This is a genomic window from Gemmatimonadota bacterium, from assembly GCA_030747075.1.
Taxonomy (GTDB): domain Bacteria; phylum ARS69; class ARS69; order ARS69; family ARS69; genus ARS69.
This window is the reverse complement of sequence record JASLLL010000036.1, coordinates 1-21270: the sequence shown is the minus strand read 5'-3', so window position 1 is coordinate 21270 and position 21270 is coordinate 1. Positions and strand designations below refer to the sequence as shown.

At 64.4% G+C, this 21270-nt stretch carries 18 protein-coding genes; 1 reads left to right on the top strand and 17 read right to left on the bottom strand.

Translation table 11 applies throughout. The features are described 5' to 3' along the window. From QF819_10090 to QF819_10010, 17 genes are all read right to left on the bottom strand, one after another. Positions 1 to 796: glycosyltransferase family 39 protein (locus tag QF819_10090; protein ID MDP6803498.1), on the bottom strand; the 796-nt coding region annotated here is incomplete at its 3' end. Next, on the bottom strand, positions 793 to 1731 hold the full coding sequence (locus QF819_10085; protein MDP6803497.1) for a glycosyltransferase family 2 protein: 939 nt from the start codon (positions 1729 to 1731) through the stop codon (positions 793 to 795). The genes QF819_10085 and QF819_10090, both read right to left, overlap by 4 nt. Next, positions 1728 to 3191, bottom strand: coding sequence for an oligosaccharide flippase family protein (locus tag QF819_10080; protein MDP6803496.1), 1464 nt, complete (start codon positions 3189 to 3191; stop codon positions 1728 to 1730). Before QF819_10080 ends, QF819_10085 begins: the two co-directional genes overlap by 4 nt. Further along, positions 3191 to 4294 (bottom strand): glycosyltransferase, encoded by a 1104-nt coding sequence (locus QF819_10075; GenBank protein MDP6803495.1) that lies wholly within the window; start codon positions 4292 to 4294, stop codon positions 3191 to 3193. The genes QF819_10080 and QF819_10075 overlap by 1 nt, the downstream gene beginning before the upstream one ends. Before the next feature lie 18 nt (positions 4295 to 4312). Continuing rightward, positions 4313 to 5074 (bottom strand): amidohydrolase family protein, encoded by a 762-nt coding sequence (locus tag QF819_10070; protein MDP6803494.1) that lies wholly within the window; start codon positions 5072 to 5074, stop codon positions 4313 to 4315. Further along, entirely contained in the window at positions 5071 to 7500 is a 2430-nt protein-coding gene (locus QF819_10065; protein MDP6803493.1) for a hypothetical protein, read from the bottom strand. The genes QF819_10070 and QF819_10065 overlap by 4 nt, the downstream gene beginning before the upstream one ends. Positions 7501 to 7505: 5 nt before the next feature. Continuing rightward, positions 7506 to 9560 carry a glycosyltransferase gene (locus tag QF819_10060; protein ID MDP6803492.1) on the bottom strand — a complete coding sequence of 685 codons (2055 nt, stop codon included), beginning with the start codon at positions 9558 to 9560 and terminating at the stop codon, positions 7506 to 7508. Next, positions 9557 to 10306 carry a polyprenol monophosphomannose synthase gene (locus QF819_10055; GenBank protein ID MDP6803491.1) on the bottom strand — a complete coding sequence of 250 codons (750 nt, stop codon included), beginning with the start codon at positions 10304 to 10306 and terminating at the stop codon, positions 9557 to 9559. The genes QF819_10060 and QF819_10055 overlap by 4 nt, the downstream gene beginning before the upstream one ends. Beyond that, positions 10294 to 11253: a glycosyltransferase gene (locus QF819_10050; GenBank protein MDP6803490.1), complete on the bottom strand. Its 960-nt coding sequence runs from the start codon at positions 11251 to 11253 to the stop codon at positions 10294 to 10296. Before QF819_10050 ends, QF819_10055 begins: the two co-directional genes overlap by 13 nt. 14 nt (positions 11254 to 11267) lie before the next feature. After that, complete coding sequence (locus QF819_10045) at positions 11268 to 12299, bottom strand: Gfo/Idh/MocA family oxidoreductase (GenBank protein ID MDP6803489.1); 1032 nt, start codon at positions 12297 to 12299, stop codon at positions 11268 to 11270. A gap of 19 nt (positions 12300 to 12318) precedes the next feature. Next, a complete protein-coding gene (locus QF819_10040; protein MDP6803488.1) occupies positions 12319 to 13005 on the bottom strand; it encodes a glycosyltransferase family 2 protein in 687 nt (228 codons plus the stop codon). Next, positions 13002 to 15149, bottom strand: coding sequence for a glycosyltransferase family 39 protein (locus QF819_10035; GenBank protein ID MDP6803487.1), 2148 nt, complete (start codon positions 15147 to 15149; stop codon positions 13002 to 13004). Before QF819_10035 ends, QF819_10040 begins: the two co-directional genes overlap by 4 nt. Then, the gene (locus QF819_10030) at positions 15146 to 15511 is read right to left on the bottom strand and encodes a DUF2304 domain-containing protein (GenBank protein ID MDP6803486.1); all 366 of its coding nucleotides are present in this window, start codon (positions 15509 to 15511) and stop codon (positions 15146 to 15148) included. The genes QF819_10035 and QF819_10030 overlap by 4 nt, the downstream gene beginning before the upstream one ends. Beyond that, entirely contained in the window at positions 15508 to 16224 is a 717-nt protein-coding gene (locus QF819_10025; protein MDP6803485.1) for a glycosyltransferase family 2 protein, read from the bottom strand. The genes QF819_10030 and QF819_10025 overlap by 4 nt, the downstream gene beginning before the upstream one ends. Beyond that, positions 16221 to 17204: a glycosyltransferase gene (locus tag QF819_10020; GenBank protein MDP6803484.1), complete on the bottom strand. Its 984-nt coding sequence runs from the start codon at positions 17202 to 17204 to the stop codon at positions 16221 to 16223. The genes QF819_10025 and QF819_10020 overlap by 4 nt, the downstream gene beginning before the upstream one ends. Then, positions 17201 to 18328, bottom strand: coding sequence for a glycosyltransferase (locus QF819_10015; protein ID MDP6803483.1), 1128 nt, complete (start codon positions 18326 to 18328; stop codon positions 17201 to 17203). Before QF819_10015 ends, QF819_10020 begins: the two co-directional genes overlap by 4 nt. A 9-nt stretch (positions 18329 to 18337) precedes the next feature. Beyond that, positions 18338 to 20086, bottom strand: a complete 1749-nt coding sequence (locus QF819_10010; GenBank protein MDP6803482.1) for a sulfatase-like hydrolase/transferase — start codon at positions 20084 to 20086, stop codon at positions 18338 to 18340. A gap of 96 nt (positions 20087 to 20182) precedes the next feature. On the opposite strand from QF819_10010, the gene QF819_10005 reads away from it, so the two are divergent. After that, the gene (locus QF819_10005) at positions 20183 to 21073 is read left to right on the top strand and encodes a lysylphosphatidylglycerol synthase transmembrane domain-containing protein (GenBank protein MDP6803481.1); all 891 of its coding nucleotides are present in this window, start codon (positions 20183 to 20185) and stop codon (positions 21071 to 21073) included. The last annotated feature ends 197 nt before the right edge of the window (positions 21074 to 21270 follow it).

Below are 21270 nucleotides of genomic sequence, written 5' to 3'. Positions count from 1 at the left end.
CAGCCAGAACATCGCGCACTTCCCAGAATCGCACCGGAGCCACCCCCCCCAGCAGGAAGAACGCCGCATTCCTCGCGACATGGGCACCGGGAATCCACTGGTAGGGGCTTGCGCTCCCGCCTCGGTCCACCGTCGAAACGATGGCCAGATAGACGACCAGAATCAGGAGAAAGGGGATCGCCTCCCGGATCCACCCGAACCGCCGCACTCCGCCGCTTGGGACGGGCCACACGAGCATCGTCAAGGGGGCGAGAAGAAGAAACGCCACCGCCGTCTCCTTTGACAGAAGCGCCAGCGCAAACCAACCGGCAGCCCCCGCAAGGTGCCGAATCCGCCCCGAGGCGCGGGACCGCCGCAACGCCGTCAGCGCCTCCAGAAGAAACAGGGTCACAAAGAGCGAGGTCACGCCGGAAGCCCAGACCACCGGTTCCACATGGATGAAGTGGACCGCAAAGAGAATGCCCGTCCAGGCAGCGATCCGTTCCCGGCCAGCCCCCAGAAGGCTCAAGGCCAGCCGCACCACAGCCAGTGAGCAAAGGGCATGCAGCAAAACTCCGACGAGATTCCAGACGAACACCCGGTCTCCCGCCACCGCGTGGAGCACGCCGAAGTGAAGGCGCGGGATCGGTCGGTAGAAATCCACTTCCTCCGTTCCGAATGCCGCACGGACATCCGCAAGCTCAGTCAGCACATTCCGTTCCATGTTCAGAAAGTCATCGGAGACAAAGAACCGGCCCATTGAAGGGGCATACAACGCAAGGCAGAGCAGGAAGATCGTCGCGGCAGTTCGTCTCACCGGGTCTTCTCCAGATGCTGGCGGTATCCATCCAGATACGCGGACGCCCGGACGAAATCGAAAAGCGCGTCCGCGCGGACAAAGCCCGGAAGGACCGCAGCCAGGTGTGCGGCCGGTTCCCAGAAAGTCCGGCGACAGAAGATCCGGGCGACCCGGCTGAGCATTCGCGTCCCCATCGTGCTTTCGCCACGCAAGTCCGGGTGGACGAGGTCCAGCCGAAGTTCCGGCCCGGCCTGCGGAGCCTTCTGCACGAGGAGGGGCAGCGTGGTTTCCCCATAAACGCGGAGGCGACGCGCCATCGCGACCACTCCCTTCAGGTCGAGATGCACCGACACCGCATCCGCTGCGTGCACAAACCTCGCGCCGGACTGTTCAAGCCGATACCCCATTTCCGTATCCTCGCCGCCGTACTGTGCGAATCCCTCATCAAACCCCCCCGCACGATCCAGAAGCGGTCGCGACACGGACGAGTTCCCGGACAGAAAGTACCGCCCGGGAATGCGTTCCCCCGGCTTCACCTTGCGAACGCCTCGCGAATCCACATAGCGCACGAATGCATCGTGCCGGATCTCTCGAGTGGTCACGATCGTCCCCAGAGCCACGGTGTTCCCATCCGAATGCTCCGCAGCGTGTGCTGCAAGGAATCCGGGAACCACCTCCATGTCGCCGTCGAGGAAGACCAGGACCTCCCCGGTGGCCCGGTCGATCCCCGAGTTCCGTGCGACACTCCTCCCCCGGCATTCGGGATGAGACACGACATCCACGCGCAGTCTGATGGGCAGTGCCGCCACATACTGATCGAGTTCCGCGTCGGCGCCATCGTCCACGACATGCACTTCGACCTCCGGCCCGTCCGCATCCGAATCCAGACTCCGAAGCGTCCGCTCCAGAAGGTCCCGCCGCCCGTGCGTGGGGATCACCACCGAGAGCTTCACCGGTCCCCTCCGATGATGGTGCCGAGCACGCCCGGCACTGATCGCAGTTCACCCCGCGAGATTCCCCCGCTCAGCACAAGCATCGGCCCAAAGAGCGCCAGAAGCCCGACCCGCGCCGCGATCCCTGCCGCCAGAGGAAGCGCGCCCAGTGCATCCCCGCAGAAGAGAAGGAACCCCGCCGTCACCACAATCCGAAGAAGCCGTCCTGTCTCGAAGGGGATCGGGAAGACTCGCCGGGATCCGACCAGCATCCCTGCGCAAAGAAGCAGATTGGTGATTGCCGTGGCCAGGGCCGCCCCCACCTCGTGGAGCTGCGGAATCAGCGCCAGATTCAATGCCGCATTTCCCAGTGCCGCTGCGAGAATCACCTTCGGCATCACGCGGGTCTTCCCCGCCACCTGCAATCCCGTGGAGAACACCTGGGACGCCCCGTAGAACACCGACGCCAGAGCCAGCAACGGGATCACACGCCCGGAAGCGGCATAGGCTTCCGTGCCCAGCACCGATAGAAGTTCGCCGCGAAGGAGAGCAATCCCCAGGGCCACTCCCACGAGCACCACGAACAGGTGTCGGAAGACCTGCGCGATGGTCTCGGGACCGTCCGCCTCCCGTGCCCGGGAAAACGAAAAACTCGGCCATGCCATCGACAGGGAAGTGATCACGAGAACCAGCGGCAGGCAGAGTTCCGCTCCGTACTGATAGACGCCGACCTGCGAGAGGTCTCCGAGAATCCGGAGGAAGTACACATCCAGGTAAGTGAGCATCCAGAGCCCGAGTGCTGAGGGAACCAGTGGGAATCCGAATCCCGCCATGTCCCTCAGCCGGGCGCCGGCCCCACGCAGGTCCACCCCGGTCTTCACAAGAAGCCTCGGGATCGCCATGACTGCCACCGCCGCGGGTCCGGCCAGCCCCCCCAACAGAAAGCCCGGGACGCCCATCCCCCGCCCGAGCACCAGATAGAGTGTGATGCTCAGCGTCACCGCCCCTTTGATCCCCATCAAAACGGCGAAGTCCCTGGATCGATCGTCTGCCCTCAGGTGCCCGAGAAACAGCTGGAACTGCGCGGCGAAGAACGCTGTCCCGACGGCCAGCGAAACGCCGAGCGCATGCTCCGCAGTCCCGAACAGAATCCGCGAGATCGGGGCCGCGGCCAGGAGGCAGGGGACCACAATCAGCATGTCCGCCACCGGCACCGCCAGGAAAACCGCCGAACGAAGCCTCTGGCGTTCGGCCTCATCCGTGGTTCGATGATGGAAGCGGATGAGTGCTGTAACGAACCCCATCTCAAACACAAGATGCAGGAGGTTCGTGACCGCCAGAAGCAGGGAGAACACGCCGTACTCGGAAGTCGTCAGCATGCGGGAGATGACGGGGACGAGAATCGCGCGCGTCACGCCGCCCGCGACAGACCCGCTCGCATAGACCAGCGTATGCCGGGCAACCGTGACGCTCGCGCGCATCACGACGCTCCCTCGCCCATCCAGCCGAGTTCCCGATACCGCGCGTAGATACCGGCAACCACGGCGTCCGCGTCATGCACGCTCTCCACCCAGCTGCGGCCCTTGCGTGAGGCTTCCCGTCGGCGATCAGGATCCGACGCAAGCTCCACCAGAAGATCGGTCAGGCTCTCCGGCGTGGCCACCAGGAACGGGTGGTCTCCCAGCTTCCGCTCCAGGGAGGAGGTCAGGGAAGTGATGCACGGAATCCCCATCGCCAGCGCCTCCAGCGAGTTCATGCCGTAGCCTGTGGCCCCGTGGTTCCCCACCTGATCGATCAGGAGATTGGACTGTCGCTTCCGACGAATCGCCTCGTCGTGCGTAACCCCTTCGATCAGATCAATCTCCACCGCGACGCGAGACCGCGCCCGTTCCACCGCGCGGAGGATCGTTTCGGTTCCCTTGTACCATCGGTTTCGGGGGGCGTGGGAAATCCGAAGAGGCCCGGCGTCCGGGTCCGCGTACTCATACCGGGAAGCGTCAAACGGAATGAAGAAGTACTCCAGCGACGAATCGATTCCCAGATGGTCCCACTCGCAGGTGAACGACAGATCGGCAATCTCCCGAACAGCGGGAATGGCACCCCGGTCGCGAAGGTCAGTGCCGAGGTAGTAGCAGACAATCTTCGCGCCACGCTGCTTCGCTTCTCGCAGGAACCGGGCATCCCGATAGAGACCCACCCCTGACTCCAGGTGGTAGATATCGAAGTCGCCAAGACCATGCCGACAAATGGCACGCTCAATGCGTGGTTTCCAGAGAATCTCCTCCCGCGCCTTGAAGAAGAGTCGCTCCACCGCCCCCCGGGGCTTCCACTGGGGAACTCCTCCATCTTCCTCCACCGTGAAGCGGGGGCGCCCCCCGTGCAGCGCGTCCATTCCTTTCTTCATGGCCAGATGCAGCGCCGTTCCCTGCAGGAACGGCAGGCGAAGGCAGATGTCTTCGTCGAACTCATTGGCGCACTCCACCATCGTGACCAGTCGGGCCTCGTGTCCGGCCCGCCGGTGAGCATCCACAAAGGCGGATGCCATGCCGACCCAGTTTTGATCGCAGAGATGGAGGAACTTCAAGCGGATCCTCCGAGTGGTTCAGTCCACACGGCGCCGACGAATCAGTCGAAGCAGGTTCTCGCCGAGAACAAGCTCTCGCTCCTCCTCGGTGGGATCGGCTCCCTCCAGCACAGCCAGGTACGCGGCCGGCCAGCCCAGCGGGTAATCACTTCCGAAGATGATCTTCTCCGGGCCGATACGATCCAGAGCAAACCGCAACGAGTAGTGTTCTCGAATCGACTCCGTTCCGAGGAAGGCATTCGGGAGATCCCGTTCCGCCATCTCCATCGCGCAGTCCCTCTGGAAAGCCGGAAGGTCCCCCCCCATGTGGCCCAGCACGAAGGAGGCGTCGGGGTACTGTTCCGCCACTTCCAGAACGAAGCGCCACCCCGCCATCTCTTCCCAGCGGCCACAGTGAACGATGACCGGAAGGCGCCACCGGGAGGCGTAGGCCAGAAACGGCCGCCAGGCGTCATCGGTCACGCGAAGCCGAGTCAGCGACGGGTGGATTTTCAGGCCCGCGATGCGAGATCCATGCCCGGCCAGAAAGTCGCCCGTTCCGTCCGGGTCGTGCGGATCCACCCACGCGAACATATGGAACCCGGTCGGGTCCGGAGCCAGAGCCCGGGCAAGGCCTTCGTTATCCGCGGCATCCGTGGGGAACAGGACCGCGCCATCGATCCCGCATCGATCCAGGACGCGCCGAATGAGCGGCAGGTCGCAATGGGGCCACCCATCCCGGTCCGCCGTCCATTTTCCCCAGTGAATATGCCCGTCCAGAACCACGGGTCCGGATGTCATCGGAGTACCGCCACCTTACCCTCGTAGACGACCCCGTCCACCCCTTCGGCAGTAATGATGTAGACGCCCGCCTTGACGCGACTGCCGTTCCGGTTTCTGCCATCCCAGGACTTCACGCCGGAGAGTTCTTCGAACACCTGCACGACTTCCCCGGAGGGTGTAAACACCTTCATCGTGACGACATCCCCGGCGGGAATCCCCTGGAACTGAAGCGCGCCATCGGTCTCCAGTCGCCACGGGTTCGGAAACGGGCGCGACGATCTCACGCGACCGGATCCGGTCGCCGTCACCGACATGGCCATCACGGCAATCCCGGAGGACTTCGTTCCCACATAGACCTCCCGCGAGGCGAGGTCCATGTACAGCCCCGTGACGGCCTGGTCAGGAAGCGGTTCCCCCGCGATCTCGTCAAACCAGGTCCACTGCGACCCATCCGAAGACACCCGCACGAGTCCCGAGGTCTCCATGCCCAGCCAGAGGTTGTCGCTCCAGTCCAGCGCGGCCACGAGGTACGGCAGCGGATTGCGCCCCCCCGACTGAGACGAAGTGGGATTCATGATCGTCCAGTCCGCGCGGGCCTCGGAGGCTAAGTCAGGGAGCATCTCGCCCCGTACCAGCCCCTTCTCCCCCGCAAGCCAGATCCGATCCGAAGCGTCAATCTCGATGTCGTGGACAGTTCCGAGATCGTGAATCTCGTTGGCGACATTCATGGAGGTGGCGGGAAGATCGTCCGTTGGATCGGAGGGGGTCCCCCCAAAATCGAAGACATACAACTGCCCCGGCTTCAACTCCGTGTTCTTCGTGGTGATCCACATGCGCCCCCGGGAGTCGAAGTCCAGATCGGTGATGAGGTCGTTCCCCGCATCCGTGAAGTCCACGACATGGTAGTTGGTTATCGAAAGGCTGGGATACTCGATGACGGTCACTCCCCCGTCGAGTTGCCCATATCCAATCCAGAGGTTCCCGGCCGCATCCAGTTCCAGTGTCGCGACATTCTTCCCGAGCGTGACATGGCTCGGGTCCGAGGATGTGTTGTGGTAGTTCACGAAAGTCCCCTGGTCGGGGAAGTAGCGACTGACCCCTCCCACATCCTTGCTGACGCTGGAACCAAACCAGATCGTCCCGTCGGGCCACGCGACCGCTTCGGTGATCAGTTCCTGAATGAGACCATCCTGCCGCGAGAGCACGCCCCAGATGCCGTCGCTGAAAAGGCCCACACCACGGCCTTTCTTCGGCGGTTCCTTCGTTCCGGTTCCGAAGTATAGCGTTCCATCCGTCCCCAGGGCGAGATCCGCGACCTGGGGCGAGTGCGGGCCGAGCGGACGCGGGCAGACCCAGGTCACCCCGTCATGAACGGAATAACCCGCAGTCTTCGTTCCGAGAACCATGTTCCCCGCGGCGCTCATGGCGACTTCCCGAGGCAGATATGCGGTGTCCGGAAGGCAGGCCACCGCATCCACCTGAATGGGAGTCAACGGCGACGAGAGAAGATTCATCGAGAAGATCTCTCTCTCCATGACACTGGCAGGATCTTCGACGATGACATGAAGCGACGATCCATCAAACTCCAGATCGTGAACGGGATGATCCTGAAAAGTGACGACCGTATCCAGCGCGGCACCGTCCCAGTACTGGAGACCCATGGCCGTTCCAATCCAGAGCACCTCCTGCCCGCCGAGATCAGGATGCGGCCCCCGGGCGAGCCCGGTCACATTGTCCGACAGGAGTCCTTCATCCGTGGTCAGCACCTCTTCCGGCGCCAGACCGAGGATCTCATCCCGTCGCCAGAGACCGTTTGCGCTCGATCCAAACCAGGTCTCACCCGGAAGCGCCAGCACCTCTCGGCATACAGCCAGCGGCACACCGATCCCCACGACGCTGATATCGATTCCGCCCGACTCGGTTCCCTCCACCTCGATCACCGTAAACCCGCCCCCCTCGATCGTGCCGGTCTCCGAGTAATCGTCGGCGCAGGTCACGAACATCCGGTTCCCTTCAGACGACATCCCGATCACAAGATCGCTCCAAAGCGCTTCGAAGGAGTTGATATTGCGCAGATGACGACCCTGAGGATCAAAGATCGAAATCCCGGCATCCCGCGTCCCGACCCACACATTCCCCAGCCCATCGAAGGCCATGGCCGTGATCTCCGGCGAGACCAGCCCGTCATCATCGGTAATCCGCGTCTGCGTGAGCTCACCCGACACGATGTCTGTCAAGTCCGCCTGAATCACCCCGCCCCCGGCACCGATCCATGCGGTGTCTCCCGAGATCAGGATCTCCGCCACATCACCGGTGGGCGGGTAGAGCGTCCACCCCACCTCCTCCGCAAGGACCCCGGGAGCGGCGAAGGCCACCAAGAGCCCGAGCGCAGGCAAGAGAGTCTGGGTCGGACGGAAAGCACGCGTTCTGATGAATCTTCGCATTGGGATCATCGACTCCGGTTCCTCCGGCACAAAGTCTTCAGGAGAATCTTCAGATCCTCCACCGGAGACTGATTCTGAAGGTTGGAGAGCGAAAGGGAAACCTCTTCCTTGAGCGAAAGTCCCTCCTCGCCATGCGTGCGCCACGCTCCCGTCACTCCCGGACGCACGACATCGAAGAGCACCGGAAGGGTCTCCTCGGCGGTCACTTCCTCCGGGGAAACGGGCCTCGGCCCGACGAAGGCCAGATTCCCGCGCAATACATGCCCGACCGACTCGGCAAGCTGATCGAAGCGGGTACGCCCCCGGCGCATCAGGAAGACCTCACCCCGGTAGCCGTAGGTGGGATCTCCCTCCCGACCGGAGCGGGCCGCGCGAAACCAGCCCAGCGGCCCCAGTAGCAGAAGGAGGGGAATCGCAAGCGCCATATCCTCGACGCGCCGCAGTGTGACCCCCGAGGAGCGGCCGGTCAGCGTTCCCAGATCCACGACGGGGCGGCCGACGAGAGTCGACACCGTCAGCCGGGACGGCAGGAAGTCCGCAACGCCGGACACGACTCGGACCCGAACCCCTTCCCTGCGAAACAGGAGAATGAGACGCGCCAGGTCGCTGTCCGCAAGCGTGGGGTGCACCACCAGCACTTCTCCCACCCGGTGCCGACGAATGAGAGGCCCCACACCGTCCGGATTCCAGAAGTCGGCAAACCCCGGCTCCCCTTCCCCCGCTCCGTCGCCCAGCGCCGCCACGACATCGTAGCCTGCTTCCGGACGCGCAGAGAGTCGCTCCGCCAGATTCTCTGCCTCCGCCTTCTCGCCCAGGACCACGACTCGCGTCAGGTCGAACCGGCTCCGGCGCAGCGATCCGGAAATCGCCCCGGCTCCCCACCGGCCGAGAGTCATCAGCAGAAACGCCTGCGGCACGAAGGCGGCCACCATGAACCGGCTGTAGAGCGCGGACTTCGTGAGGAAGGTGCTCGCCATGAGAATCAGCGTCGCAAAGGCGAGGCCTCTTGCCAGGTCGAACGCATCGTCCAGCAGATTCCGCGAAGTCGGGTGTCGATAGAGCCCGAGAATGCCATTCACGAGAAGGACGACCCCATTGAGAAGAAACGCATACGCGCCATACTCCTCCAGCGGGAACACGGGACGCTCCAGATACGCCCCGACAAACCGGCGTGCATGGAATGCTCCGAGGAACGCCACATTCACCGCCACGAGATCCATCGCGAGAAGCCCCGCCGCCAGCACGGGATCCCGATTCCGCCGCAGGGAGTAGAGCCGGGTGTTCCACTTGTCGAAGAAGCGGAACATGCTGTTCAGGTGAGCCACAAGCCGACGGTTTCTCAACCCTCCGCCCGACGCGCTCTCCCGCCGATGGATGTGGTGCATCGTCGCTTCAGGAACATAGACGACACGCCAGCCCTGCTGTTTCATTCGATAGCACCAGTCCACATCCTCGAAGTACATGAAAAACCGTTCGTCCATCCACCCGACTTCCCGGATCGCGTCCACGCGCACCATCAGGCACGCGCCCAGCATCCAGTCGACATCGCGCATCGTCTCATGGTCCCAATCCAGCATGAGGTGATCGCGGACCACGCGGCTGTCGGGAAAGATGCGCCCGAGGATCGTGCGTCGATGAAGAAGCGTGCGAAGCGTATAGAAGGTACGGCACGAATGCTGGAGCGACCCATCCTCGTTGAGGAGCTTCCCGCCGGCAATCCCGGCCTCGGGTGTTCTCTCCAGGAATGCGGCCAGCGCATCCACCGAACCGGGCGTCACGCGCACATCCGGGTTCAGCACAAGAACGAACTCTCCGCCCGCCTCCCGGATCGCCCGATTCACGCCGCGCGAGTACCCGAGGTTCTCGGCATGACGAATCAGTCTCACCCCCGGAAAGTGAGACTCCACCATGTCGGGAGTCCCGTCGTCGGAGGCATTGTCCACCACGATGACTTCGCGGACGCTCCCGTTGCCGGGATCCTCCAGCGCCCGCAGGCATGGGTTCAGATCCGTCTTTGAGTTGTAGCTGACAATGACGACACTGACCGCCGGAGGCTTCACGCTGCCCGGTCCGTCCTGCCGTGCCGCCCGCGCCTGCACAGAGACTGAAACCGTAGCTTCCATACCAACCCGAACGCCTCGTAAATGATTCGACGGTGCATCTTGGATGTGCCTGAGTGCCGGTCCACAAAAACGATCGGAACCTCGTGGATCCGGAACCCGGCTTTCCACGAATGGTAGTTCATCTCGATCTGGAATCCGTATCCGTCCGACCGGACGGACCCCAGATCGATCGCCTCCAGCACCTTGCGCCGGAAACACTTGAACCCCCCCGTCGAATCGCGGAGCGGCAGCCCGGTGATGACCCGCGCGTAGACATTGGCGGTGTACGATAGAATGAGACGCCGGATCGGCCAGTTGACCACATTCGCTCCGGCCAGATACCTCGACCCCACCACAAGATCCGCGTCCCCACTTTTCGCGATCTCGAGCATCTCCGGGACGAAGGAGGGATCGTGGGAGAAATCCGCGTCCATCTCGAAGATGTACTGCGCGTCCGTGGCCTCCAGTGCCCATCGGAACCCGGCTCGATAGGCGGACCCCAGCCCCATCTTGCCCGCCCGGTGGAGAACATGGACGCGTCCTGTCGAAGCCGCGAGTTCCTCCGCGATGTCTCCAGTGCCGTCGGGAGAGTTGTCATCCACAACGAGGACGGAGATGCCCGGATCCAGCGCGAGCACCTTCGGGACGATGTCGCCGAGGTTCTCCCTTTCGTTGTAGGTGGGAATGACGATCAGTGTTTCCACGAATCCCCCGCAGCCTCCGCACGATCGGAATCTTCCGCCCGTCGTCTTTCGCGAACGGACTCCCGGAGCGACGCAATCTGCTCCGCCACAAACCCGAGTCCCAGAAGTTGCACACCCACGAGAACAAGAAGCATCACCAGAAAGAGAAGCGGCCGATTCCCCACGCCTGTCCACACCCGCAATGCCAGAAGGGCCAGCCCGATTCCCGCTCCAAGCCCCACGAACCCAAGCCCCCACGATCCAAACAGAAGCATCGGTTTGTCGGTAAACGACAACTCAAACTTGACCACCAGAAGATCCAGAAGGCCGCGCATGATTCGCTTCCGTCCGAACTTGGACCGGCCGGAGTGCCGCGGATGATAGGGCGTCCGGACCTCCTTCACGCGGAAGCCACGCTGCGCGGCGAGGATCACGATGTACCGATGCCAGTCGGAGCGAAGGTGGATCTCCTGGATGACTTCTCGCCGGAATCCCTTGATCCAGTTGAGATCGTGGGCGTCCAGCCCGAAGAGATGGCGACAGAGAAAGTTGTAGATCAGCGAAACGAAGAGCTTCCCCTCGCGACGCCCGATGCGCCAGCCGACCACGACATCGTGGTCGTCGCAGAGAGCTTTGTGCAGCGTGGGAATGTCCTCGGCCGGATCCGACTGGAGGTCCGCCGGCAGGAAGATCACATGATCCCCACTGACATTGCGAAAGCCGGTGTTCAGCGCTTCGCTCAATCCCAGATTCCGACGGTGCCGGACGGGGACGATGCCGGGATGCGCTTTGCAGGCTTCCTCCACGCGAGCCCAGGTGGAGTCGGTACTGCCGTCGTCTACAAAAACGGTCTCCCCGGTGACCCCGGCCAGCCGAAACCCCTCCGCGATCCGCTCGAAGAGTTCCGCGACATTCCCCTCCTCGTTGAAGGCGGGGATGATAATGGAAACCTGGGGCTTCTCACTCACGAAGCCGAACCTCCTCAGACCTCTGGAACCTCAATGGACACGGAGTCTCCACCTGACTCAAGGGACTTCTGCGCGGCTTCGAGCGCCGCCACCACTTCCATCCCCTTCACGCCGCAGGTTCGCGGAGTCTCCCGTGAACGCACGCATTCCACGAAATGGCGACACTCTTCCGCCAGCGGTTCCGTGAAAGTGATCTTCGGAATGTGGATGTCCCCGGAGTGCAGACGAATCTGGAACTCGCCATACTCGGAGTCCGCGCCTTCGCGCCGGGCTCCCTTGTCGTAAATCTTGATCTTGCCTTCGCTTTCCACATCGTCGTAGACGACCATCTTCTCCGATCCCACGAATGTCGTCCGCCGGACCTTGCTGGGATCCAGCCAGCTGGAATGAAGATGCGCCACCGCGCCGCTCGGGTACTCGAACACGGCGAATACGACATCCTCCAGCCCCGGCTGCAGACACGCGCGCCCCATGGCACGCACTCGCGTGGGCGCCTCGCCGAGAACATGGCTCAGTATGGAAATGTCATGCGGCGCGACATTCCACAGCGCGTTCACATCCTGCCGGATCCGGCCCAGGTTCACGCGGCTGGAGTACACATAGAAGACCTCGCCGAGTTCTCCCTTCGTCACCAGATTGTGGATGTACTTCACTGCGGCATTGTAGATGAAGGTGTGCCCCACCATAAGGATGCGGTCGTGCTCCCTGGCGCACGACACCAGCGCGGAGCACTCCTCCACAGACATCGCCAGCGGCTTCTCCACCAGGATGTCCTTGCCCGCACGCATCGCGTCCATCCCCAGTTTGTGATGCGTGGACGCGGGGGTGGCCAGCACCACCGCGTCGATGGAATCGTCCGCGACCACCCGCGCGAAGTCCTCCACCAGTTCTACGCCCGGATAGCTCTTCCCGACACCATCCAGACGCTCACGATCTGCGTCGCAGATTACCGCAAGTTCCGCTCCGGGAACTCCTGCAACATTGCGGATGAGATTGGGTCCCCAGTATCCAGCACCCACGACACCGACCCGGACCGCATTCGACATGAACTACCCCCCGTCGGGATCAATCCCGCATCCGAAACTTGATCAGGAAATACAGCGCGGAAACTCCGTCGCGCCAAGTGATCTTCTTCCCCTCCTCATACCCTCTTCCGTTGTACGAAATGGGGACTTCGTAGACACGGTGCCCCGCCTTGAAGACCTTCGCCGTGAACTCCGGCTCAAAGCCAAACCGATTCGTTCGGATGGTCATGGAGCGGAAGATCCCGGAGCGGCACATCTTGAAGCAGGTTTCCATGTCGGAGAGCATGGTGTTGTAGAGAATGTTGGTCATGAAGGTAAGGAAACGGTTCCCGAGATAGTGCCAGTACAGGAACACGCGGTGCGTCCCCAGAAAGCGCGTGCCGTAGGAGACATCCGCACGCCCGTCGAGGATCGGTTGGGCCAGAAGTCCGTACTCTTCCGGGTAGTACTCCAGATCCGCATCCTGAATCACCACGAGATCCCCCGTGACATGAGGCTGCGCGGTCCGGATACCGGCCCCTTTGCCCTGATTCACGGTGTGGTGGAAGACGCGCACATTCCCGCCCTCCAACCGATCCAGAATGGCCCGCGTTCCGTCCGTGGACCCGTCGTTCACGATGAGGATCTCCTTCTCCATCGGCAACGGCGCGTCCTGAACCCTCTGGACAATCTCCTCCAGCGTCTTTTCCTCGTTGAGAACGGGAATGATGACCGTCAGCACTTTCATCGGGACAACTCCACGACCTTCTCCTGAAGGTCCTTGTTCTCGCGGTCGAGCCGGAGCGCAGACATCCACAGTTCCAACGCCCGCGACCGATCCCCCCGCTTCAACGCCAGTGCCCCCAGATTCTGGTAGCCAAGAGGGTCCTTGGGACGAAGCCGGATGGCTTCTTCCAGGAGTTCCCCCGCCTTGTCCAGATCTCCCAGATTCCACAGGCAGATCGCCTTCATGGCGAAGATCTCGGGAAGATCCTCGCCACCTGATGCGCGATATTGCGCGAACTTCTCAAGAGCCGCATCCCATTTCTCGGCCACCACCGCAGCGGCTCCCTCCTCGAAGAGGGTCGGCCGGTAATCGTGAATCGGCACGCCCTCCACGGCGGCCGGCAGCCTGTACAGCGCCAGAGTACTCGAAAACAGCGTCGAGACCGGCCACGACTGGACCATCGCCAGTTCGTCACGCAGACGCGGGTAGCGATCGTCCAGATTCCTCTCATCGCCGGAGCCGCAGACCAGCACATGGGTCACCCCATGCCGACTCAGCATGCCCCTCTCCCCCATCGGCCCGAAATAGGGCAGGATTTGGCATTTCGTGTCCTGAAACAGAAGAGGGGCCATGGGCCCGAGGACGACCGCATCATCGCCGATCATGGCCGGCATGGTCTCCATGACATCATGGATGAAAGTGGTGCGATGCGTCGCCCACCATGCGTACTGCCCCAACCCCACCGCAACCGCCAGCCCCACCGCCACGCGCGCCGCCCGGTTCAGGACGCGCCCGGGCACCCGATCGGATCGACGCAGCACCCGCGTCAGGATCTCCGGACTCCAGAGAGCCAAAAGAAACAGCACGATCGATATCCCGCCTGCCCACGCCAGCCCCTGATGGAAGGTGTCGATGCGCTGGAAAACCCCGACAACGCTCTGGAAGACCTCCTGCGTGATTCGCGACGGGGGGATCGTCAGGTACTCCAGGCTCATGGAGGCGTAGTGTTTCAGCGTGTCCAGCATCCCGAACGAAAAACAGTAGATCCAGAGCGCCAGCGGGGCCAGCGTGTCCCAGGTGGAGGGTGCACGGAGCCGGATGTCGCGGGACCGCAGCATGATCTCGATCTGGATTGCGGCCGCTCCCACGAGCGCGGGCGTCAGGAGGACGAAATACCGGGGGGCCTTGTACGGGAGGAGCGCGTAGTAGAACCACATCCCCAGAAACCAGAACGCGAAGAGCGCCGTCCCGTCTTCCGTGCGGCGGCGGCGTGCTGCGGTATTCCCCAGCGTCCAGAAAGCGAACAGCCCGCCGAGCGTGGCCTCCACCGGCATCCGGTAGAAGAGCCACGCCCTGCGGAGGGTGTTGAGGAACTCGCCCAACCCCTCGCGGATTGACTCGGCAAAGGGCATCGGACCGTGGAGCCCCGTAGACTGACGCGCCACATGCCCGGCGATGTGCTCGTGTTGCGGCAGCCAGATCGCCACCACCCACGCCGCGAGAGCCACCACTCCTCCTGAGGCGAGAATCGCCGGAGCGCGGACGGAGCGCGACCGAAGAGTCACCAGAAGCGCCAGAGCGGGGAGCAACCCGATCGCGTGGTACTTTCCAAAGAGCACGGCCGCGGATGACAGGAGTCCCGCAAGAAAGAGCGCCCGCTTCTTTCGCCCCAGGACCGCCACTCCGGCCAGAGCCATGAGAGCGACCGCCGCATTCTCGCCCACCGGAATCCGGGAGAACTGGAGCTGCCAGAATGAGACCGCCCCAATCAGCACACCGATGACCGCAGCCCTCGGCCCGGCAGCCCGCCGAAGCGCCCACCCGACCGCCCCCACCGTGATGGTCCCCAGAATCGCCGACAGCACCTGTGCGGGAAGGCGTCCCGGGCCGAATACCGAATACACGAGGAAGGTCAGCAGATTCGCCAGCGGGAAGACGAAGAGGTCACGGTTGTAGTCGCGGATCCACTCGCCGAAAAGAGCGGCATTCCTGGCCGCGTGCACCATGGTCGCGGGGTCCGTGTAGATCCCGTTCGACCAGGACAGCCGGGCCGGAGGGTCCGCCAGCGGCCAGAGCAGCCGAAGCGCCAGCGCCCCGAGGAGGATCGGCGCGGACCATCGCCGCCACGCGCGCTCCCCGCTGGCGGAGGCCGGAGTGCCGCTCACTCCGCGGTGTCTCCACTCTGCCCGTCTCGCGCTTCCTTCTCGCGCAGAAGCGCAATCTCACGCGTCAACCGCTTCGTCCTCTCGGAGAGGTCGGACAGGACAATCGAATAGTGCAGAAAGATTAGAAGGAAGAATCCGAAGCCCACGAGAAACAGCGCGGACGGCGGGTAATGAATGCCCGCGAGATGCGCAATCCGGTCCAGAAGTCCCCGCCAGATCGAAAGCCCCAGAAGAACCGACCCGGTGAGAATCCAAAGGAGGGAGTACTCCTCCTTCAGTTTTCGCGAGCGGACCAGTTCCAGGACCACGGCCAGGAGCAGAGCGCTGCCCAGAATCGAGAGAAGCTGGATTCGGTCCATCATGCATCCTCCCCGGTCGATCGCTCGGGCGTTCCCCGGAAGAGACCGACGAACAGCGCCAGGAGAACCTTGACCATGTAGTAGGCGGCCTTCCCCCCCGTGATGGAAGAGCGCCCCTCCGTTCTCTCCCGGAAAGGACACGGGACTTCCGCAATACGGAACCCGGCCCTCGACAGAAGAAGCAGCGCCTCCACTTCCGGATAATCGCGCGGGTAATGTTCCGCACAGTAGGCCAGGACCTCCCGCCCCGACGCGCGAAATCCCGAGGTGGTGTCCCTGAGCCGCCGACCGGTCATGGCCGAAACGGCCGCCGAGAAAACTACCATGCCAAGCCTTCGTGCGATAGGCGCACGGTAGTCCCCCGGTTGGGCGTATCGCGAACCCAGCACGAAGTCGGCCTCTCCCGCTGCGATCGGGGCGAGCAGTGCGTCGATTCCGGAAGGATCGTGCTGCCCGTCCCCATCCACCTGCACGGCCACATCGTATCCTTCGCGAAGCGCCATGACGAACCCCGCCTGCACGGCCCCGCCGATTCCGAGATTCAGCGGAAGATCCAGGACCCGCGCCCCCGCGCGTCGAGCTTCGGCGGAAGTCCCGTCGGTCGATCCGTCGTTCACGACGACCACATCCGCGTCGCAACGCGCCAGGAGTTCCCGCACCACGCCCCCCACGGTTCCCTCTTCGTTGAACGCCGGGACAATGGCCAGCACTCTCATGCGTTTCTCCTGCTGAAGAGAACACGCACCACACCGCGGGTCATTCCCCATGCGCGGGCGAAGGCCCGCACAATGCCGAGAGCCAGCAGCGTCCCCGCACCGGGCGAACCCTCTCTTCGCGATGCCCCCGCGCACGCCCGCCACTGGAGGAGCGCAAGCACCGCCAGCAACAGCAGCGCCACGGCGGAGGCCCGATGAGCAAAGGGTGCCGCGAACGCGAAGACGGCGCAGAGCGCAGCCACCGGGGGGGCGGCCAGGTCCGCGGGTCCGGCATAGCGATCCCCTCTTGCGCGTCGAGGATGCGATGCGTACAGCACGACCCGCCATTCGCCATGCCGCGCCTGTTCCCGAAGGTAACGACCCAGGGAATCCGGGTGGTGATGATCGACGACCGCTTCCCGCACGAATCGAATGCGGTGCCCCGCATCCCGAAGCCTGTACGACAGGTCATTGTCCTCGCCGCTCGGCAGCGGAAAGCTCTCGTCAAACCCGCCGACTTCTTCCATCGCCGCCCTCTTCACGCCCAGATTGAATGACCCCGCAAAGTCGATCTCTTCCGGGAACCCGGAGTGCCGCCAGACGATCTCCGCATGAACCGATCGGGCCAGCGCGGACTCCGGATTCACAATCCCGTAAGTTCCGCCCGCAGCCGCAAAGCCGCCTCCCACTCCTTCCGCAAGGAGACGCGCCCAGTCGGTTCGCGGCACGCAGTCCGCATCCGTGAAGAGAATGATGTCCGCGGTCGCTTCTCTCCATCCGCGGTTTCTGGCGGCGGCGGGGCCGCGATTTTCCTGCCGGATCACGCGCACTCCCGCCTCCTCCGCAATCCCGGCTGAGTCGTCGCGCGACCCGTCATCCACCACGATCACCTCCACGCCACCCGGGTGGTCCTGCTGACGACAGGCCCGGAGGAGGCGAGCGAGCGTGGCTGCATTGTCATAGACGGGCACCACCACGGAGACGGCCGGCCGATCGTTCATCGCCACGCCTCCAGTGCCTTCGCAAGAGGGGCTGCGGCTGCGGCGAATGTCCCCTTGCTCGCAAGATGCTCCGCTCCGAGGCGCGCGCGCTCTCTTCCGGGCGAGTCCAGTTCGAGAAGGACCGCTTCCGCAAAGGCTTCCGGAGTCGCCCCGTCCGGGAAATGAACGAACTCGGCAAACCGTTCCGTGTCCGCAGTCCTGGAAGTCACCACGGGAACTCCGGCGGCCAGCGCCTCCCGGACCTTGATGGACGCCCGAAACCGGTTCGCCTCCGCGTCGCGCAGGTAGTTGAGCGCCACCGAGGCGAGCGCGAAATACCGCGGCGCCTCCCGGTGAGAAGTTCCCCCTGCGAACACCGCGAAACCCGCTGGCAGATGCCGCGCTGCCGCCTTCTCCAGACGGATGCGGGCGCGGCCGTCGCCCAGGACCAACAGGCGCACATCCGGGCGCTGCGCCGCCACGGGAGCCAGCGCCGGAAGGATCGCTTCCAGATCCGAGGCCGGTCCCAGGTGCCCTGCGTACAGCAGCACCGGACCGTCGCCCAGACCCAGCTCTTCGCGAAGTCCCGGCGCCCCGTCGGCTACGCTCCGCGCAAAACGCTCCACATCAATCCCCTGATCCACAAAGAGCGCCGGAGTTCGCCCCTCGCGGAGGGCGTCCACCCGTGATCGCATAGCCTCGTTGTGAACGGTGACCAGATCCGCCCGTCGCACCGCATTCCGAAAGAGCATGGCAAGAAGCTGCCGGACAGGACCGGGCGGGTAGAACGCCTCGTCGAGGTCGTCGAGATCCACCAGCGCCTTCGCGCCGCCCCACGCAGCAAGTCGCGCCGGAAGCCAGGAGTTCGGGAGGGCCTTGAGCGCGTAGACCGCATCCGGACGCACGCGTGCGACCGCAAGGAACCCCGCGAGAAGCCACAACGGCGCCTGCAGCGCAGGGGGCACACTCAGACGCGCGCACGGATGCCTCCGAACGCCCGCGGGAGTCTCGGGTGCGGACGCGGCCGACGCGGGTTCGAGAAGGTGCACTTCATGGCCACGAGCGGCCAGCGCCCCCGCGATCCCCCGGAAGCGCAAGGCACTCCCCGACTGATGCTCCACGGATGAAATGAGGAGAACCCGCATTCGCGCTCCCTAGTGAAGATAGCCGAGAGACCTTAGCTTCCGGACGGTCTCCGGGTCGAGGTCGGAGGCGTGCCCCGCAGGATCCCCGGGAGAGGCGAGTCGCAACTCCTCCCACCGGGGGTCGATCGGATCGAGGGGGCGAGCTTCGCCCGGATCCTCCTTCAGATCGAACGCTTGCTCTTCGCCGGTGTCGAGATTGCGAATCAGCTTCCGGCCGTCCGGATGCACGATTGCCATGCGGTCATGCCGCCCCTCCGGGGCGAAGGTCCACGCCAGAACCTCCGCCTCGCTCGACTCGGGGAGCATGGTGTCCCCCCCGGCTGGCCGTGCCGACCGGAGGATGGCTGCCCCCACATCGAGCGTGGACACGGTGGCGGCGAGAACGCGACCCGAGGCGGCGGATCGCGCATCGTTCCAGATCAGCGGCACGCGCAGATCCTCCGCGTGCAGTTCCTTTCCGTGCGTGAGGTCACCGTGATCGCCCAGTCCCTCCCCATGATCCCCAACCACGACCACCAGCCCCCTCCCCGATGCAAGCCTCTCGAAGTCGCGCAGGACGCCCGCAAGCTGCCGATCGATTTCCCGAAGCTCCGCATCGTAGTCGGGGTGCGGCCAGGGGCGTCCGTCAGGAAGCGCCAGGCGATCTCGAAGCAGTCGGGGCGGATCATACGGGGAGTGGGCGTCGAACAGGTGAACCCACGCGATGAACGGATCGGGCGCCTCCCGCATCCACTCCCGCGCGGCACGGGCCGTGTCCCTGGCCCGCCGTTCGATGAGGTCCACCGGGAACAGACGATTGGCCGCTCGCACGATGGCCAGCGAAGTCAGCATGGGGTGGATCTTCTCCAGAAGCGAGAAGGCGTCGTCGTAGTGACTGAAACCACGCGCAAGGCCGGAGAGCCCGGCCTTCAGGGGAATCCCGCTGACGAAAGCGCCCGTCGCCCAGCCTCGAGCCGCCATCTCGGGAATCAGCGCCGGAATGTTCGCCGGGAGAGCGATTCCGTTATTCCGCACGCCGTGTTCCGGTGGCGCCAGTCCGGTGAAGAGTGACGCATGGCTGGGGTTCGTCAGGGGAATCGGCACGCGGGCGGTCTGCCAGTGAGCACCGGAGCGTGCCAGCCGATCCAGCACGGGCGTCGTCGGGTGCGGATATCCGGCGCACGAAAGTCGGTCCGCCCGGAAGGTGTCGAGCGTGATCAGGAGGACACTGCGCGCACCCGGTTCCGCGCCGGGCCCCGGCGGCGGCGGTTCCGTGCGGGATGGGCCAGGCATCGCGACCCACGCCAGGATCGCAAGAGCGAACCCGCCAATCGGCAGCAAGGCCCGCGACCGGATCGCGCGCTCCATCGCGCTCCCGGTGACGCGAGTCAGGAGCCACGCGGCAACCCCGGAAGCGAGCGCCACCAGTACCGACGACCGAATGCCGGTCGAAGAAAGAAGCGGTTCGCCGAAGTGAAACCGGACATGCACGCGGACCCCCGCCCAGAGGAAGAGGCCCAGCGCCGCCGCGATACCCAGGAGGAGTCGCGGACGCTGCGCAAGGCCTCCCCACCGGTTCCGGGAACCAAGGCAACCCGGCAGTCCGACCACCCAGCCTGCCACCAGGCCAGGAATCGCGACGAGAACCGTGGACGCCGCCAGGAAGCTCGCACGCGCCCCCCACCCTTCGAACGAGCGCGGATTCTCGAACAGCAGGGACACCCCGTCCGCAAGCCCCGCCAGCGCCCCGGCCAACAGCAACGCTCGGATGGCGATCACGGCACCCTCGCTTCGGCGGTGCTCCTCAGGGATTCCGCACGGCGGCCGGGTGGGCTATGCTGGCCTTCTCGACTATCCGGAAGGAGATCCGGTTCCGTGCGCAAATGGTTCACCGTTCTTCTCTCCCTGGCAGTGTTGGGCGTCCTCGTCAAGATGGCCGGACTCCGCGAGGTCCTGCACACCTGGACGATCATCCGCCCCGAAGGGGTGGTTCTGTCGATCGGATGCTACTACGCATCCATCGCCGTCCGCATTCTCTCCTGGAAACTCCTCCTCGGGAACCGCGCGAAGAACGCAGGAAGGCTGGCCCGTCCCCTCGCGCTGGGCTTTGTGCTCGGCCATGTGACTCCCGCCAAGGCAGGCGAACCGGCCACGGCCCTCCTCGTATCCCGGACCTCCGAGATCCCGCTGGCCACCACGCTTTCCGTCTTGACCGCCGAGCGCACCTTTCACTTCCTCCTTCTTCTCGCCACCTTCCTTCCGGCCTTCGCCGTCGGTATCGGACATGCCCCGCCCGCCGTGTGGGGAGGCGGGGCGGCGCTGGCCGGAGTGCTGCTGGCAATCGGCCCGGCCGCTTCCCGACTGTCCGCACCCGCCGGGAGAATCCCACGATTCGGCCCGGCCGTCGCCCGGTACCTCGAAGCGCTGGGGGCCCTCCTCCTCCGCCGGAGGATTCTCCCGGCCATGGTGGCGCTGGCGCTGTGCTTCTGGCTGCTTCAGTACCTTTCGCTCTACGCCATCCTGCGTGCCGGGGGCGCGGAGGTGTCGTTTGCGGGGGCCGCCGCGGTCGCCGGTTCGAGCATTCTCGGGGGAACGCTCAGTATGCTCCCACTCGGCACTCAGGATGGAATCAGCGCGCTGGTACTCTCCCGCATGAGCGTCCCGATGGCGCAGGGCTTTTCGCTGGCGCTCTTCCACACCGCCCTTTCGCTGGGCTGCGGGCTCCTGCTGCTGCTCTTCGCGGGGACGGGCGTCCGCCGGAAGTGACGCGCTGCCCGTCTTGCCCGTCTCTCTCACAATCCCTCATGTCCGCGGTTCGGGGTGGGCGGGTGGGTTCGTCGCGAGGGTTTGTCAGAGGGTCGCCCGGCAAGGAGGACGGGGTGGAATCGACCGAAGGCGGGGCCATGCCTCAGAATCGCCACCACTCCCCTCATGCCCCTCACACCCACACACTCTCAAGACCC

Bases quoted from the DNA above. Each gene is read 5' to 3' on its own strand.
- QF819_10080 (MDP6803496.1), bottom strand. From the start codon at position 3,191: ATGCGCGCGAGCGTCACGGTTGCCCGGCATACGCTGGTCTATGCGAGC.
- QF819_10070 (MDP6803494.1), bottom strand. From the start codon at position 5,074: ATGACATCCGGACCCGTGGTTCTGGACGGGCATATTCACTGGGGAAAA.
- QF819_10065 (MDP6803493.1), bottom strand. From the start codon at position 7,500: ATGCGAAGATTCATCAGAACGCGTGCTTTCCGTCCGACCCAGACTCTC.
- QF819_10045 (MDP6803489.1), bottom strand. From the start codon at position 12,299: ATGTCGAATGCGGTCCGGGTCGGTGTCGTGGGTGCTGGATACTGGGGA.
- QF819_10040 (MDP6803488.1), bottom strand. From the start codon at position 13,005: ATGAAAGTGCTGACGGTCATCATTCCCGTTCTCAACGAGGAAAAGACG.
- QF819_10030 (MDP6803486.1), bottom strand. From the start codon at position 15,511: ATGATGGACCGAATCCAGCTTCTCTCGATTCTGGGCAGCGCTCTGCTC.
- QF819_10025 (MDP6803485.1), bottom strand. From the start codon at position 16,224: ATGAGAGTGCTGGCCATTGTCCCGGCGTTCAACGAAGAGGGAACCGTG.
- QF819_10020 (MDP6803484.1), bottom strand. From the start codon at position 17,204: ATGAACGATCGGCCGGCCGTCTCCGTGGTGGTGCCCGTCTATGACAAT.
- QF819_10015 (MDP6803483.1), bottom strand. From the start codon at position 18,328: ATGCGGGTTCTCCTCATTTCATCCGTGGAGCATCAGTCGGGGAGTGCC.